This is a genomic window from Microbacterium sp. IO18, from assembly GCF_049099505.1.
GTDB lineage: Bacteria > Actinomycetota > Actinomycetes > Actinomycetales > Microbacteriaceae > Microbacterium > Microbacterium aurugineum.
Genome location: NZ_JBMJAF010000001.1, coordinates 2,135,409 through 2,149,551 on the forward strand (window position 1 = coordinate 2,135,409; position 14,143 = coordinate 2,149,551).

General features: G+C 69.2%; 13 protein-coding genes. 5 read left to right on the forward strand and 8 right to left on the reverse strand.

The features are described from left to right. Positions 1-22 precede the first annotated feature (22 nt). Positions 23-1,867 (reverse strand): alpha/beta hydrolase family protein, encoded by a 1,845-nt coding sequence (locus tag ACLF6J_RS10205; protein ID WP_134352687.1) that lies wholly within the window; start codon positions 1,865-1,867, stop codon positions 23-25. A 162-nt stretch (positions 1,868-2,029) separates the two neighbouring features. Here ACLF6J_RS10205 and ACLF6J_RS10210 point away from each other — a divergent pair, with 162 nt between their 5' ends. Then, positions 2,030-2,746, forward strand: a complete 717-nt coding sequence (locus ACLF6J_RS10210; RefSeq protein ID WP_131492748.1) for a TetR/AcrR family transcriptional regulator — start codon at positions 2,030-2,032, stop codon at positions 2,744-2,746. A 294-nt stretch (positions 2,747-3,040) separates the two neighbouring features. On the opposite strand, the gene ACLF6J_RS10215 is transcribed toward ACLF6J_RS10210, so the two are convergent. Then, positions 3,041-4,147: a M20 family metallopeptidase gene (locus ACLF6J_RS10215; RefSeq protein ID WP_134352686.1), complete on the reverse strand. Its 1,107-nt coding sequence runs from the start codon at positions 4,145-4,147 to the stop codon at positions 3,041-3,043. Continuing rightward, positions 4,144-5,019, reverse strand: a complete 876-nt coding sequence (locus ACLF6J_RS10220; protein WP_134352685.1) for an alpha/beta fold hydrolase — start codon at positions 5,017-5,019, stop codon at positions 4,144-4,146. The genes ACLF6J_RS10215 and ACLF6J_RS10220 overlap by 4 nt, the downstream gene beginning before the upstream one ends. A 124-nt stretch (positions 5,020-5,143) precedes the next feature. Between ACLF6J_RS10220 and ACLF6J_RS10225 the strand changes: the two genes are divergently transcribed. The 3 genes from ACLF6J_RS10225 (at position 5,144) to ACLF6J_RS10235 (ending at position 8,282) form a co-directional block, all read left to right on the forward strand. Continuing rightward, entirely contained in the window at positions 5,144-6,019 is an 876-nt protein-coding gene (locus ACLF6J_RS10225; RefSeq protein ID WP_134352684.1) for a hypothetical protein, read from the forward strand. Further along, on the forward strand, positions 6,016-6,897 hold the full coding sequence (locus ACLF6J_RS10230; protein ID WP_134352683.1) for an SDR family NAD(P)-dependent oxidoreductase: 882 nt from the start codon (positions 6,016-6,018) through the stop codon (positions 6,895-6,897). Before ACLF6J_RS10225 ends, ACLF6J_RS10230 begins: the two co-directional genes overlap by 4 nt. Before the next feature lie 380 nt (positions 6,898-7,277). Next, positions 7,278-8,282 (forward strand): magnesium and cobalt transport protein CorA, encoded by a 1,005-nt coding sequence (locus ACLF6J_RS10235; protein WP_047523995.1) that lies wholly within the window; start codon positions 7,278-7,280, stop codon positions 8,280-8,282. Here ACLF6J_RS10235 and ACLF6J_RS10240 read toward each other — a convergent pair. From ACLF6J_RS10240 to ACLF6J_RS10260, 5 genes are read right to left on the reverse strand one after another with little or no spacing between them, the layout of a single operon-like run. Continuing rightward, the gene (locus tag ACLF6J_RS10240) at positions 8,260-8,724 is read right to left on the reverse strand and encodes a hypothetical protein (RefSeq protein ID WP_134352682.1); all 465 of its coding nucleotides are present in this window, start codon (positions 8,722-8,724) and stop codon (positions 8,260-8,262) included. The genes ACLF6J_RS10235 and ACLF6J_RS10240 overlap by 23 nt on opposite strands. Beyond that, positions 8,721-9,629 (reverse strand): LssY C-terminal domain-containing protein, encoded by a 909-nt coding sequence (locus tag ACLF6J_RS10245; RefSeq protein ID WP_134352681.1) that lies wholly within the window; start codon positions 9,627-9,629, stop codon positions 8,721-8,723. The genes ACLF6J_RS10240 and ACLF6J_RS10245 overlap by 4 nt, the downstream gene beginning before the upstream one ends. Before the next feature lie 37 nt (positions 9,630-9,666). Further along, positions 9,667-11,463 carry a glycoside hydrolase family 15 protein gene (locus ACLF6J_RS10250; protein ID WP_134352680.1) on the reverse strand — a complete coding sequence of 599 codons (1,797 nt, stop codon included), beginning with the start codon at positions 11,461-11,463 and terminating at the stop codon, positions 9,667-9,669. Beyond that, on the reverse strand, positions 11,460-11,936 hold the full coding sequence (locus tag ACLF6J_RS10255; RefSeq protein ID WP_131492822.1) for a cytochrome C5: 477 nt from the start codon (positions 11,934-11,936) through the stop codon (positions 11,460-11,462). The genes ACLF6J_RS10250 and ACLF6J_RS10255 overlap by 4 nt, the downstream gene beginning before the upstream one ends. Positions 11,937-11,940: 4 nt before the next feature. After that, a complete protein-coding gene (locus tag ACLF6J_RS10260) occupies positions 11,941-13,107 on the reverse strand; it encodes an MFS transporter (RefSeq protein WP_166804679.1) in 1,167 nt (388 codons plus the stop codon). A 195-nt stretch (positions 13,108-13,302) separates the two neighbouring features. Here ACLF6J_RS10260 and ACLF6J_RS10265 point away from each other — a divergent pair, with 195 nt between their 5' ends. Further along, positions 13,303-14,025 carry an SGNH/GDSL hydrolase family protein gene (locus ACLF6J_RS10265; protein WP_244093558.1) on the forward strand — a complete coding sequence of 241 codons (723 nt, stop codon included), beginning with the start codon at positions 13,303-13,305 and terminating at the stop codon, positions 14,023-14,025. The last annotated feature ends 118 nt before the right edge of the window (positions 14,026-14,143 follow it).

Sequence of the window (14,143 nt, forward strand, 5' to 3'; positions counted from 1 at the left end):
GCCTTTTAGTCAATGTTCGTGACTAGTGGCGAGATTCGTTATCCCAACGCTCGCCGGCGAGGGTCCGCAGGGCGAGTTCGTGCATGCGGCGCTGGTCGTGCGCGGCACCCTTCAGACCCGTGGGCTCATGCCCGCCCTCGAAGATCTCGAGCACGGCGTCACCGCCGCGGGCGCGCAGGCGATCGACGTAGCCCTGCACTCCGATGACCGGGGTGCGGGTGTCGACGGAGCCCTGATTGACCCAGACGGAGGCCGTGACGTCGTCGAGGTAGGTGATGGCCGAGAAGCGTTCGACGAGCTCGGGCGGGACCCACGAACTCCACACCGTGCGCACCGCGGGGTTCATGGCCTCGATCGTCACCGACCAGTCGGCGACCGCCACGTGGGCGAAGCCACCGGCGAACAGCTCGGGGAGACGTCCGACACTGAGCAGCGTCATGTGCCCGCCGTAGGACGCCCCGGTGATGAACGTGGAAGCCGGATCCGCGAGGCCCTGTGCGCGCAGCCAGGCGATCGCCGCAGCGACATCCTCGATCTCCCGGTCGCCCCCGGCGTTCCAGAAACCTTCGCGGAACGCACGCCCGAACGTCACAGAGCCGCGGTAGTTGAGCGACGCGTAGGCGAAGCCGGCATCCATCCAGGCTTGCGCGGACGGGTTGTAGTGATCGACGGCGACCAGGTTGGGGCCGCCGTGGATCTCGAGCACGGTGCCGATCGGTGCGCGCCCCGCGGGACGCCCCGACCACAGCTGCACCGCGGTACCGTCGGCGCTCGTGACGAGGGTCGAGGTCAACGGTTGCCCGGGGGGAACCTCCGCGGGTGCGATGAGCGTCACCTCACGCCCGTCCGCGGTGACCTCGGTCACCCGCAGCGGCACGTCCCAGCTCGAGCGCAGCGCTCGTACCGCTCCCCGAGGCGCGTAGTACGACGTCCAGTAGTACGGATGCAGGCTCGCGACGTCCGGCTCCGCGAAACTCCCTCCTTCGAGCACGGTCCGTGCCGTGCCGTCGGCTTCGTCGAGCTCCAGCAGCCGATGGATGCCGCCGTCGACGTGCAGAGCGAGCACCCGCCCGGCAGCGGCGTTCCAGTCGAGGGCGATCACCTCTCCGGCGAGGTGGGGCAGGTCGAAGTCGTGCCGCTGGCCCGTGCGGACATGCCAGATGGCCGGACGCGAGAAACCGCTGCGCTCGGTGTTGAGGAGCAGGCGTTCATCCTCGGCCTCCGAGGAGAAGCCGACGGCGCGGACCGGCCCGGCCGGCAGGTCGTCGAGCGTGGCGACGGGCGTGCCGCTCACGGCGTCGACCACCGTGATCAGCGGACGACGGATACCGGGGTTGTGGGCGGTCGTGTCGATCGAGACCAGCGAGGCGTCGGCCGACGGCAGACCGAACCAGGCCTCGACGGGGTGGGAGTAGACGACCTTCGGCTCACCCCACGGAGCCGCCGGGATCACCAGCACGTGGAAGCCGTCCTCATCGACGACGGTGGCCACCAGGGCGGAGCCGTCGTGCGACATCGTGAGGCCGCGCAGGACGTAGGGCTCGCGGCCGGGGGTCAGTGCGACGCGCTCACGACCGTCGAGCGAGGTGGCGACGAGGGTCCCGACCTCGGAGCCGCCGCCGTCGTCGAGGTCGACGATCCACCGTCCGTCGTTCGTGACGATCGCGCCCGTGCTGACTTCGAAGGGCAACGGCTCCCCCGGGGCGTCGGGTGCATGCCAGAGGCGTCCGCGAGCACCGTCCGGATGATTCTCGATGACCAGGGCGAGGTCTTCCGCGCCCGAGGCGGGGCGCACGGTCATGAGGTACGGCACGGCGAAGCGCTCCTCGACCGCATCCGTCGTCGGCTCTTCCGGGCTCTGCAGCATCCTTGCTCCTTCTCACCTGGTCAATGACGTTGACTATAACACTGGCTAGTCGCTACGGATAGTGTCCCGCCACCTTGTCGATGCCACTGACAGACACCGTGACGACGGTGGGGTACCGTGATCTCTGCGTGACCGATACGCGACGACGAACGGAGTGCCCCGATGGCGACACGGAAGGCCGCGGAACCGGCGAAGACGCCGACACGCGCCACGAGCTCGACCACCCGCCCACGCCGCGCCCGCGATTCCCTGAGCCGCGACATCATCGTCGCGGCCGCCGACCGGGTGGTCGAACGGGAGGGGCTCGACCGGCTCACGTTCCAGGCGATCGGCGAGGAGCTCGGCGCGCACCCGACCTCGATCTACCGGCACTTCCGCGATAAGGACGAACTGCTCCTCGCCCTGATCGACACCCTCCGCGCCCGCTCCTACAGCGGCGGCCTGGTGGCGACCGACGACTGGCTCGACGACCTGCGACGGCAGGCGCACCTGATCCACGACCACTACATGCGCTACCCGGAGTTCGCGTTGCAGATGGCGCTGCGCCGCCCGACGGACTTCTCGTCGATGGAGTTCTCGATCGGGGCTCTCCGCCGCGGCGGGTACGACCGTGAGCAGGCTGCGCTGTACGCCCGCGCGCTCGGGCAGCTGATCCGCTCGGCGTCCAGCATCCAGGCCGCCCTGACCGCTCTTCCCGCCGATGTCCAGGACTCCGACGAGCTCACCTGGCAGATGGACTTCCGCCGGCTCGACCCGGAAGAGTTCCCCGCGATCACCTGGGCCGGAGACACCCTTCCCGCCGTGCGCGATCCGCGTGCCTGGGAGACCGCCCTCGACCTGCTGCTGGAGAGCATCGAACGGCACGCTCCCGGGACCTGACACCCGAGCCCGTGTGCGCGCCTGGAGGGACACACGCCCTGAAGGAGAAGACACGTCCTGAAGGAGAAGACACGTCCTGAAGGAGAAGACACGTCCTGAAGGAGAAGACACGTCCTGAAGGAGAACACACGTCCTGAAGGAGAACACGCATCCTGAAGGAGAACACGCATCCTGAAGGAGCGTTCTGGGCTAGGAATCCTTCAGAGCGAGAGATCTCCTTCAGGATGAGAGAGCCCTTCGGCGCGAGCAGTCTCCTTCAGAACGAGAAATCTCCTTCAGTGTGAGAGATCTCCTTCAGGATGCGGGGGTGCGAGCAGATGACAGCTCGTCGAGCATGCCGGCGAGCAGGTCGATCCGCTCGATCATGGAGTCGATCGAGACCCACTCGTGGTCGGCGTGCGCCCCGGCACCGCGGGGTCCGAGACCATCGAGGGTGCGAGCACCGACGGCTGCCGTGAAGTTGCCGTCGGAAGCACCGCCGGCCGACACCGCCTCGACCTCCGGATGCCCGAGCCGTTCGGCGACGAGCCGCGCGCAGGCCAGCAGGTCGACCGATGAACGCTCCTCCATCGGCGGACGGTTGATCCCGCCGATGACCTCGACCCCCACTCCCTCGGTATGCGGGTCGAGGCCCTGCATCGCGGCATCCACCCGCTCCAGCTCGTCGAGCGTCCAGGCCCGGACGTCGACGCGCACCTCCGCGTGCTCGGGGATGACGTTCGTCGCAGTTCCCGCACGGGCGACCGTGGGGCTGACCGTGGTGCCGCGCTCCTCGTCGGCGAGCTCGGGCAGCGCGAGCACGTGGTGCGCCAGCTCGATGAGGGCACTGCGCCCCTTCCACGGCTCGAGTCCGGCATGTGCTGCACGCCCGGTGAGCGCGACGCGGTAGATGCTTCCACCGCGGCGGGCGATCTTCAGCGCCCCGTCGAGGCTCGGCTCGAGCACCAGCACGGTGCCTGCGCGAGCGGCTTCGCGTTCGATGAGGGCGCGCGAGGTGAGCGAGCCGACCTCCTCGTCACTGGTGAGCAGCACCGCGACCTCACCGGGATGAGCGACACGTTCGAGGGCCGCGGCCATGATCACGATCCCGGCCTTCATGTCGAAGACGCCCGGGCCGGTCGCGCGGTCGCCCTCGAGCCGGAACGGCCGGTGCCGGATGGTGCCCTGGGGGAACACGGTGTCGAGGTGCCCGAGCAGCAGCACCGACGGCGCGGGCCCCCCTCGCCACAGCAGATGCTCGACCCCGTCGACGCTCTCGATCTCGCCGCGCACCCCCAGCACGGGCTCGATCCAGGAGCGCACCAGATCCTGCGCCTCGGCGAGCGCAGCGGCATCCCCGGTCGGCGTCTCGATGGACACGAGTGCGTCGAGGCGCTCGATCGCCTGGGTGCGGACGTTCATGCCGCGACCGCCTCGGCGAGGAAGACCCGCAGCGCGGCCGCCGTGGCCCGCGGCGCCTCTTCGGCGAGGTAGTGATCCGCGTCGACCGGAGCGCCGGTGACCGCAGGCGCGTAGGGAGTCCACGCCGCGCGCACATCGAAGTTGCGCCCCACGTAGCTGTGCTCTCCCCACAGCGCGAGCACGGGCACATCCACTCTGCGCCCTGCAGTGCGGTCTGCGCGGTCGTGGTCGAGGTCGATGCCCGCGGCCGCGCGGTAGTCGGCGCCGGACGCGTGGACGGTGTCGACGTCGAAACAGCGGAGGTACTCCGCGTACGCCTCGGGCAGCCGATCACCGTCGTGTCGGCGTCCGGTGAAGCGGCTGCGCAGCCAGGTCTCGCGGTCGGCGGAGATGAGCGCTTCGGGCAGCCCGTCAGCGCGCGCGAGGAAGAACCAGTGGAAGTAGGCGGTCGCCATCTCGCGGTCGACGTTCTCGAACATGTGCAGCGTCGGCACGATGTCGAGCACGGCCAGCGCCGTCACGGCCTCCGGATGCTCGAGCGCCATCCGATGCCCGACCCGCCCGCCCCGGTCGTGGCCCACGACGGCGAAGCGTTCGAAGCCGAGGGTCCGCATCGCGAGGACCTGATCCGCCGCCATCTCGCGCTTGGAGTAACGCTCGCCGCGCGGCTTCGCCGAGTCGCCGTAGCCGCGCAGATCCGTCGCGACGACCGTATGCGTGGTGGAGAGCTCCGCCGCGACCTCCTCCCACATGGCCTTGGTCTCCGGATACCCATGCAGCAGCAGCACGGCGGGGCCCGATCCACGGACTTCTGCGGCGATGCCGATGCCGTCGCAGTCCAGCGTCATCGTCGTGCGGGAAGGGGTCATCATCGTCCAACTCTCCGGTTCCGGCTTTGCAAGTCAGTTGCGTTGACTATATCAATGACAAAGCCTTTGGGAACCCCTGCGCAGGAGAGAGGACGGCGACGACCGTGCGCAGTAGGCTGAACCCATCATGGAAGAGTTCATCCAGGGCTTCTGGAACTTCGCCGGCAACTACTGGTGGCTCATCTTCCCGATCATGGGAATGGCCGGCGGTGCGGCGAAGGCCTGGGAGCGCAACTCCAGGCGCCGTCACGAGCGCCGCCTGGAGACCCTTCGCATCAAGGCACAGCTGAAGACCGCCGAGATCGAGGCGCGCGCGCTCACCCAGCAGAACAAGCGTCGAGGACCCTCCGTCGTTGACACGACGGCGTCCGTCGCCCCGAACGATCTGGTCGCGCGTCTGTTCGCCGAGCATGACGAGATCACCGCGCGCTGGCTCGACTACGAGCTGGACGTGGCGAAGCTCATCGCGTTCCCCGCCATGAGCGATGGACGCCAGCCCCTGACCGCGGCGTTCCTCCGCGCGAAGAAGACCGCGGATGCCCTGCGACCGGCGTCCGCCGATGCGAAGGTGTCGGAGCAGCAGATCACCGAGTACCTGCAGGCCGTGGGCGATTACGCCGTCGCGTTCGAGATCGCCGAGAAGGATGCCCGGCGCCTCCGCGATTCGACCTTCACGGAGCCGGAGCGCAAACGCCTCGAGCGGGCGCAGCAACTGCTCAAGGTCGCCGTCGACGAGTCCGCGACACAAGCCGAGCGCAACGTCGCCTACAAGCGGGTGCGCGAAGAGCTCGACGGACTCATCCTGCTCTCCGAAGACGCGGTGACCGTGCTCGAGAAACAGGTCGCGCGGGAACTGCCGGCACACGCCACCGCAGCTCCGTCGCCTGCTGCCCCTGCCGAGAACACGCCCGTGACGGAGGCCGCACCCGAGCCCGAGCGGATTCCCCGCGCCGACCCGCTGCGCTCCGCACCGCCGCGCCCGAAACCGCGCGACGACGCATGACCCCGGACAACGATCGAGGCCCGTCCGCGGTTCCCGACACGTCGAAGACGATCGTCCTCACGGGGGCATCCGACGGTATCGGTGCCGAGGCCGCCCGCCAGCTCGCCTCCTCCGCTCATCGCCTCATCCTGGTGGGTCGGTCGGTCGAGAAGACCCGCGCCGTCGCCCAGGAGACGGGTGCGTCGTGGTTCACCGCCGACTTCGCGCGCCTCGACGACGTGAGGGAGCTGGCCGCGAAGATCACCGACGTCGTCGGTGAGGACGGTATCCACGTGCTGGCGAACAACGCCGGGGGCATCTTCGGCGATCAGACCCCCACGGTGGACGGCTTCGAGAAGACCATGCAGGTGAACCACCTGGCGCCGTTCCTGCTCACGAACCTGCTTCTCCCGCACGTGCGGAAGGTCGAAGGCGCGGTCATCAACACCTCCAGCATCGCGCACCGCCTGTTCGGCCACATCGACGTGGACGACCTCGACAACACCCGCCGCTTCAGCCCGAACAAGGCCTACGGCGATGCGAAGCTCGCGAACGTGCTGTTCGCCAAGAGTCTGCACGCGCGGTTCCACGCCGAGGGTCTGAGCGCGGTCGCCTTCCATCCCGGCACCGTGCGCACGAACTTCGCGTCCGAGTCGTCGAGCGTCATGCGGCTGCTCTACCGCACGCCGCTCAAGCGCATCATGCTCATCGGACCGGACAAGGGCGGCGCGACGCTGCGCTGGTTCATCGAAGGCACTCCCGACGAGACCTGGTTCTCGGGCGCGTACTACGACGAACGTGTACTCACGACGAAGGTCAACCCCCAGGTGAACGACGCCGCCCTCGCCGAGGCCCTCTGGCAGCGCAGCGCCGAGCTCGTCGGACTCGACGCTCCCTGACGCGCGCGCATCCTTCACACCGTGCCGTTCACGGTCGAGTTCACGGTCGAGGGCACGGTCGAGGGGGTGCGGGATCGAAAACGCGCCTGCGACGGCCATCCGCGGTCCCTTTTTGATCCCGCACGCATGTTCCCAGGCGACAGGAGTATGCTGGCGCGTTGGGTCGCTCGACCCGAAGAGTCCCGAAAGGCGGTGATGGCGATGTCCGGTGATAGTTACGACGCCGCCTTCGCTGCGTCGCGACTCCCTGCGCTCACGCGTTGATCCTCCGATCCGCACGCGCACGTCCTTCCCGCAGCGTCGGTGGCGTCATCCGCCCCCTTACGAATCCGCGCACGGAGCTCTCCGCGGCCGTGCGCCCGCGAGAACGGAGCCGCATCATGGCGCTCATCGACAACGGCGTGTACGTCCACGGACGTCGCGTGGAGACCCCCAAGAACCTGGACGAGACCTACCGGATGCTGGATGCGGCCGGGGGCATCGCCTGGATCGGGCTGTACCGGCCCAGCCCCGAGGAAGTGGCCTCGGTCGCCCGGGAGTTCGACCTGCACCCTCTCGCCGTCGAGGATGCGCTCTCCGGGCACCAGCGCTCGAAGGTGGAGCGCTACGGCGACACCCTGTTCGCCGTCCTCCGCCCCGCCCGGTACCGCGACAAGGAGGAGTCGATCGAGTTCGGCGAGCTGCACCTCTTCGTCGGCCCCGATTTCGTGGTGACCATCCGCCACGCCGAGTCGCCGAACCTCGCCGCCGTCCGGATGCGCATGGAGGCCCACCCCGAGCTGCTCGCGATGGGACCGGAAGCGGTGCTCTACGCGATCCTCGACGAGGTCGTCGACGGGTACGAGCCGATCGTGGCGGGGCTCCTCAACGACATCGACGAGATCGAGGACCAGCTCTTCGGCGACGGCGCCGACGACAGCGCGCTCTCCCGGCGCATCTATGAGCTCTCCCGCGAAGTGATCAACTTCCAGCGGGCGGTGCATCCTCTGAGCGGGATGCTGGAGTGGCTGCGCCGCGGGTCCGAGAAGTACCGCATCGACGAGGAGCTGCAGCGGTCGCTGCGTGACGTCCTCGACCACACGATCCGCGTCAACGAGCGGGTCGACTCGTTCCGGGCCATCCTCGAGAACGCGCTGACCGTGCACTCCGCGCTCGTGGCCCGCCGCCAGACCGAGGCCGGGCTCGCACAGAACGACGAGATCAAGAAGATCTCCTCCTGGGCGGCGATCATCTTCGCGCCGACGCTCGTCGGCACGGTCTACGGGATGAACTTCGACGTCATGCCCGAGCTGCATTGGGCCTTCGGGTATCCGATGGCGATCGGCGCGATGGCCGCGTTCGCTGTCGCCCTGTACGGGGTGTTCAAGTATAAGAAGTGGTTGTGATCGAGCGGGGGTCGTTGCGCCGGGCGTAGCCGCGCGCGCTCTGCGCCGAGAGGGCGAGCAGCACGAGGATGTCGAGGGCCACGCTCGCGAGCGATGTGCGGAACGTCACGGGGATGCCGGCGTTCCACCAGTCGAGGAACACCACGATGATGCTGAGCGAGGCGAAGCTCATCGCCACGATGCGCGCCCAGTTGGCTCCGGCGAACACGAGCCCGGCGAGCACGCCGTAGAACACGTACCAGACGCCGAGCGCGCAGAGACCGATGACGATCAGGAGATCGGCGACGTCCGCGGGCACCGCCTCCAGGCCGTTCTCGGAAGAGAAGACCTCTTCTCTGATCGCCGCCCAGTTCAGCGCGTAGATGAGGATCGAGATGAACCCCCACACGACGCGGAGCGACATCAGCACGGCGCCGAGTCCCGTGGACAGAGGGCGTTTCACGACAGCCCCCGCAGTTCCGTGACCGGCGCCTGCTCCTCGGGCTCCCCGGCGGAGCCCGAGGCAGGTGCCTTCGTGACGCCGCGGAGATCGATGACCGGCAGGTCGCCGTCGGTGTGGATGCTGTCGCCGCCGCCGTTTCGCGAGTGATAGCCCGTGGAGAAGTCGCGGATGATGACGATGCGCACCCCGCTGTGCGCGCGGCGCAGCGTGCCGACGATGTGATCGCGTTCGATGTCGATGTCCGCATCGATCTTGTGGGTGATCTGGAGGGTGAAGAGCGAGAAGCCCACGGCCCGATCGAAGGTGCCGGCAGCCACCCAATCCACGCGGTGACCGCCGGGCAGCATCCACCCCTCGGGGCAGCGCCAGAACCTCACGTGGTGCCGCTTGGCCGGGTTGCCCTCGACCTCCTGCTGATACGCGAGGTCCTGCCGACGACCGAACAGGAAGAGCGGGCTGACCGGTGCCTCGTCGTAGCTGCGCCGCAGCACGGTCGACAGGACGATGCGCCACGTCGACTCCGCGGTGATGTCGTCGGCACGCGTCCATCCGGCTTCGGCCATGGACCGGGTGAGCTGCTCCTCCGAGCCGAGGACGGCCAGGTTCACCGGGTCGCCGAGCAGGCCGTCACTCGTGCGTGCGCGGCCGATGAAGTAACTGGGCACGTAGATGCGCGTGAGGATCGCGTGCAGTCTCGGCAGGACGAGGTAGGCGAGGAGCAGCCAGAACGCGACCGCGAAGGCGATGGCCCACCAGCCCCACGAGAACGCCTCGGTGACGATGAGGTACGCGAGCCAGACGGCGGCGAGACCGGCGAACACGAAGAACGCATCGTCGAGAGCCGCGTTGACGGAGAACCTCTGGCGCTGGACCAGAGGATCCCGCCTCTTCACCGGTTCCGACATGTCCACATCCTAGAAAGGGCTCGCACCGCGGGAAAGGTCAGCGCGTCCGCGGTTCCGTCCGCGACAGAGCATCGGCAGCCCGCACGAGCGCAAGATGCGAGAAGGCCTGCGGGGTGTTGCCGAGCTGCCGCCCCACCACCGGGTCGTACTCCTCCGACAGCATCCCCACGTCGTTCGCCAGTGCGCACAGCCTCTCCATGAGCGCCTGCGCCTCGGCGCGCCGTCCGGTCATGGCGTACTGCTCGACCAGCCAGAACGAGCACGCGAGGAAGGCTCCCTCCGTCCCGGCGAGGCCGTCCACCCCCGTCGCCGTGCGGTACCGCCGCACCAGCCCGCCCGCCATCAGGGTCTGCTCGATCCGTGCGACCGTCGCCCGCATCCGCGGGTCGTCCGGCCGACAGTAGCCCACCTGCGGAAGGAGCAGGAGCGAGGCGTCGACCTCGGTCGTCTCGTAGTGCTGCACGAAGTGGCCGTCGACGACGCCGTCGCGATCGATCTCCTCGCGCATCCGATCGCGCAGCCCACGCCAGCGCTCGACGGGGCCGTCGAAGCCGTGCTCCTCGACCGCGCGCACCGCCCGGTCGAACGCCGCCCACATCATCACCCGCGAGTGGGTGAAGTACCGAGGTTCACCGCGGATCTCCCACAGGCCCTGATCCGGACGCTCGATCTGCTCGGAGGCGAACCGCAGCAACTCGCGCTCCAGCGGCCAGGAGAAGCCCGACTCGGTGAGTCCCGCCGCCCGCGCGGCCGACAGCGTCACCACGACTTCGCCGACGACATCCGCCTGATACTGGTCGGCTGCGCCGTTGCCGATCCGCACGGGCGTGGACGCCTCGTACCCGGGCAGGTGCGGCAGAGCACGCTCCGGAAGATCTCGCTCCCCCGCCGGGCCGTACATGATCTGCAGATCGGAGGGGTCTCCGGCGACCGCCCGCAGCAGCCACTCCCGCCACTGGCCTGCCACACCGAGGAAGCCGTGCGCGCACAGGGCCTCGAGGGTCAGAGCGGCATCACGCAGCCAGACATAGCGATAGTCCCAGTTGCGCCTGCCCCCGATCTCCTCGGGCAGTGCCATCGTCGCCGCGGCTGCGATGCCGCCCGTCTCATGGTTGGTCAGCGCCCGCAGGATCAGCAGCGACCTGACCACCTCGTCGCGGTGCGGACCGTCGTGCGAGATCCGGTCGGCCCAGTCCTGCCACCACTGCTTCGTCGCGCCGAGTTCCTTCTCGGGGTCGAGGGTGGGAGGGAGGTCGAGGTGCGACGGGAACCAGGTCAGGTGGAGGTCGCGCGTCTCACCGGCGGTCACCGTCAGCTCGCCACGATGCTGATGGTCGATCGGCTCCAGAGCGGCACCACGCACGGCCACGGCATCGGGACCGCCCATCGCGACCAGACACGGGGCATCGTGCGAACCGACCTGACGCACCCACGGCATCACCCTGGCGTAGTCGAAGCGGATGCTCAGCCGCTGCTCGAAGCGCATCGAGCCGCGCACCCCGACGATCCTGCGGATGAGGTCGCTCCGACGGATGGCGGCATCGGGGTCGAGTCCGATCGGCATGAAGTCGTGCACTTCGGCGACCGCGTCCCCGCTCTCCCACCGGGTCACGAGCACGAAGGTGTCGTCGTCGTATCGCCGGGTGCTCACGGCCGCGGGGTCTGTCGGATGCAGCAGCCAGCGCCCGTGCGACTCGTCTCCGAGCATGGCCGCGAACGTCGACGCCGAGTCGAGCCGCGGCAGACACAGCCAATCGATGCTTCCTGCGCGCGAGACGAGCGCCGCCGTGCGGCAGTTGCTCAGCAGGGCATAGTCCTCGATGCGCGAGGTCATGCGTGGTCGAGCAGGTCTTCTCGGACCTCGATGCCGTCGACCTCGAGATCCTCATCCAACTGCACGAGAATCCGCGCATCGGGGAACTGCTTCGGCGCGAGGAAGGCGAGCAGCACGGCGTCGGCGAACACCACGACCGACGTGGCCTCGAGGTCATCACGCAGATCGATCTGCTCGACGACCGGCTCATCGTCGACCGCATCGTCGATCTCGGTCGCCACCTCGTCGACCACGGCCCGCCACCGGGACTCGCTGACCGACAGGATGCGCGAGATCGCAGCGATCAACGCCTCCTGGTCGATCTCGTCGTCGTGGTCGCCGTCGAACTCGGGATCGACGTTGACCTTCACCACCGTGCCCGCCGCGTCGATGCTCGCTCTCCCGTACACCAGGCCGTTCTCGGCGACCGGTTCATCGATCACGCCGCTCTCGACGATGCGGGCGAGGAGGGTGTCGAGCGCAGAAGAGGTCATGCCTTCAGTCTTTCGCATCCGCAGCGCCCGCGGGCGGTCGTCCCGCACGCAGAAGCGCGGTGAGGATGACCGCGCCCGCTGTCAGGAGCACCGCGACGACGAGCACCCCGAAAGCTCCCGACCGGCCGTAGGCGATGCCGGCGAGGACGGGACCGCCTACCGCACCGATGTTCAGTGCCGCCGTCGCGTAGGCACCGCCGAGCATCGGCGCTCGGGACGCCTGCCCCACGATGCGGGCGATCAGCGCCGAGCCCACAGCGAACGACGCCGCGCCGCAGAGCACCGCACCGGCGAAAACCACCGACGCCACCTCGACGCCCGCTCCGAACGCCGCCCAGGCCACGGTCAGCACGACGGTCCCGACCGTGATCCACGCACGCTCGACGGGGGCCGCCCACCGTCCGGTGGTGGCAACGCCCAGAAGTGCTCCGGTCCCGAAGGCGGCCAGGAGCGCGGGGATCGCTGTCGCCTCGACACCGGCATCCGCGCCGACGACCGCGAGGAACGTGAACACACCAAAGGTCGCGGCATTCACGAGCACGGCGAGCATCACCGCGACGAGCACCGGACCTCGGCGGAGCTCGGCCAACTCCGCACGCACGCCGAACCGCCGCGCCGGCGGGAGCGCACCGAGCGTGCGGTCGCGGAGGAGCGCGACGACAGCGGGGAGGCACAGCAAGACGACCGCCCAGAAGGTGGAACGCCACCCGAAGGCGTTCGCCAGCGCGGCCCCGGCCGGAACGCCGATGATCGTGGCGAGGGTGGTCCCCGCCAGGAGCACGGCGACCGCCCGCGTCGTCTGCGCCGGCGTCACGATCCCCCGAACCGTCGCCAGGGCGATCGCGAGGAAACCCGCATTCGCGAGCGCCGCGAGCACTCGGGTGGTGAGCAGCAGGCGGAAGTCGGACGCCACCGCCCCGACCACGTGAGCCACGATGAACACCACCAGAAGGAGTATCAGCGCCCGCCGGGGGCGCCATCGGCCGGCGAGCACGACCATCGCGGGCGCACCGACGACCATGCCCGCGGCGAAGGCCGAGGTCAGCAGGCCGGCGGTCGACGGCTCGACCCCCAGATCACGGGAGAGAGGGAGAAGGAGACCCGCGAGCATGAACTCGCTGGTGCCCTGGGCGAAGATCGCCAGGGCGAGGACAGGAACGAGGAAAGGCATGAGCATCCAGTCGGACGGACGCCGCACACGCCGCGAGGAGGCGGGCGGCGAAAAGGAGAAGAGGGGTCGACGGCGATGCGGGGAGCGCACGACGTGCGCTGCACCCGCGATCTACGGTCTGTCCGACTCAGGGCTCACGCCTCAACCCTAGCCGGAGCACAGACGCACGACACAGGCGCCGATAGGCTCTATGCCGTGCCGAACGCCGAATCCGCCACCGCCGACCTCCGCCGCCTCGCCGACGCACTTGTCCGCGCCGAACCGCTGAACTGGGTGATCACGGGCGATTCCATCACCCACGGCCTGGTCCACACGCAGGGGGTCCGCAGCTACCCGGAGCACCTGCACGAGATCATCCGGGGCGAGCGCGAGCGCGTGCGGGACGTGGTCGTGAACACGGCGATCAGCGGGCACCGCATCAGCGACATCCTCGACGACTGGGACCGCCGCGTCGAGTCCTGGCGGCCCGATGTCGTCACGCTCATGATCGGCACGAACGATGCCGCGACCGGCGGCGAGCGCACCGAGGTCTCCCCGGAGGAGTATGCCTCGTCCCTGCACGACTTCGTCGTCCGCGTGCGCGGACTCGGTGCCGTCCCGGTGCTGCAGACGCCGCCCGCGATCGATGTCGCCAACGCCCCGGAGCGCGCGCGGATCGGCGAGTTCGCCGCAGCGGTGCGTCGGGTCGCCGCGGACGACGACGTCATCCTCGTGGATCAGTTCGCCCGCTTCGCCGCGCTCGGAGACGGCGAGGTGCCGTGGGGCCTGATGAACGATCCCTTCCACCCGAACGCCGCCGGGCACGCCGCGCTCGCCCTCGAGCTCACGACGGCGCTCGGTCTTCACCCGGCGGGCGCACGGAGTCGGACTGTGGCACTGCTCGAGGGCGTGGTCGTCGCCGCACGCCTCCACGGTTAGGCACCGCGGATCACGACGTCGCCGCTGCTCTGCGTGCGCGGCTCGCCGAGCAACGCACTGCTCCGGATGGACAAGCCACTCGGTGACCGGGGCGAGGGGGTGAACCCCGGTCACCGGG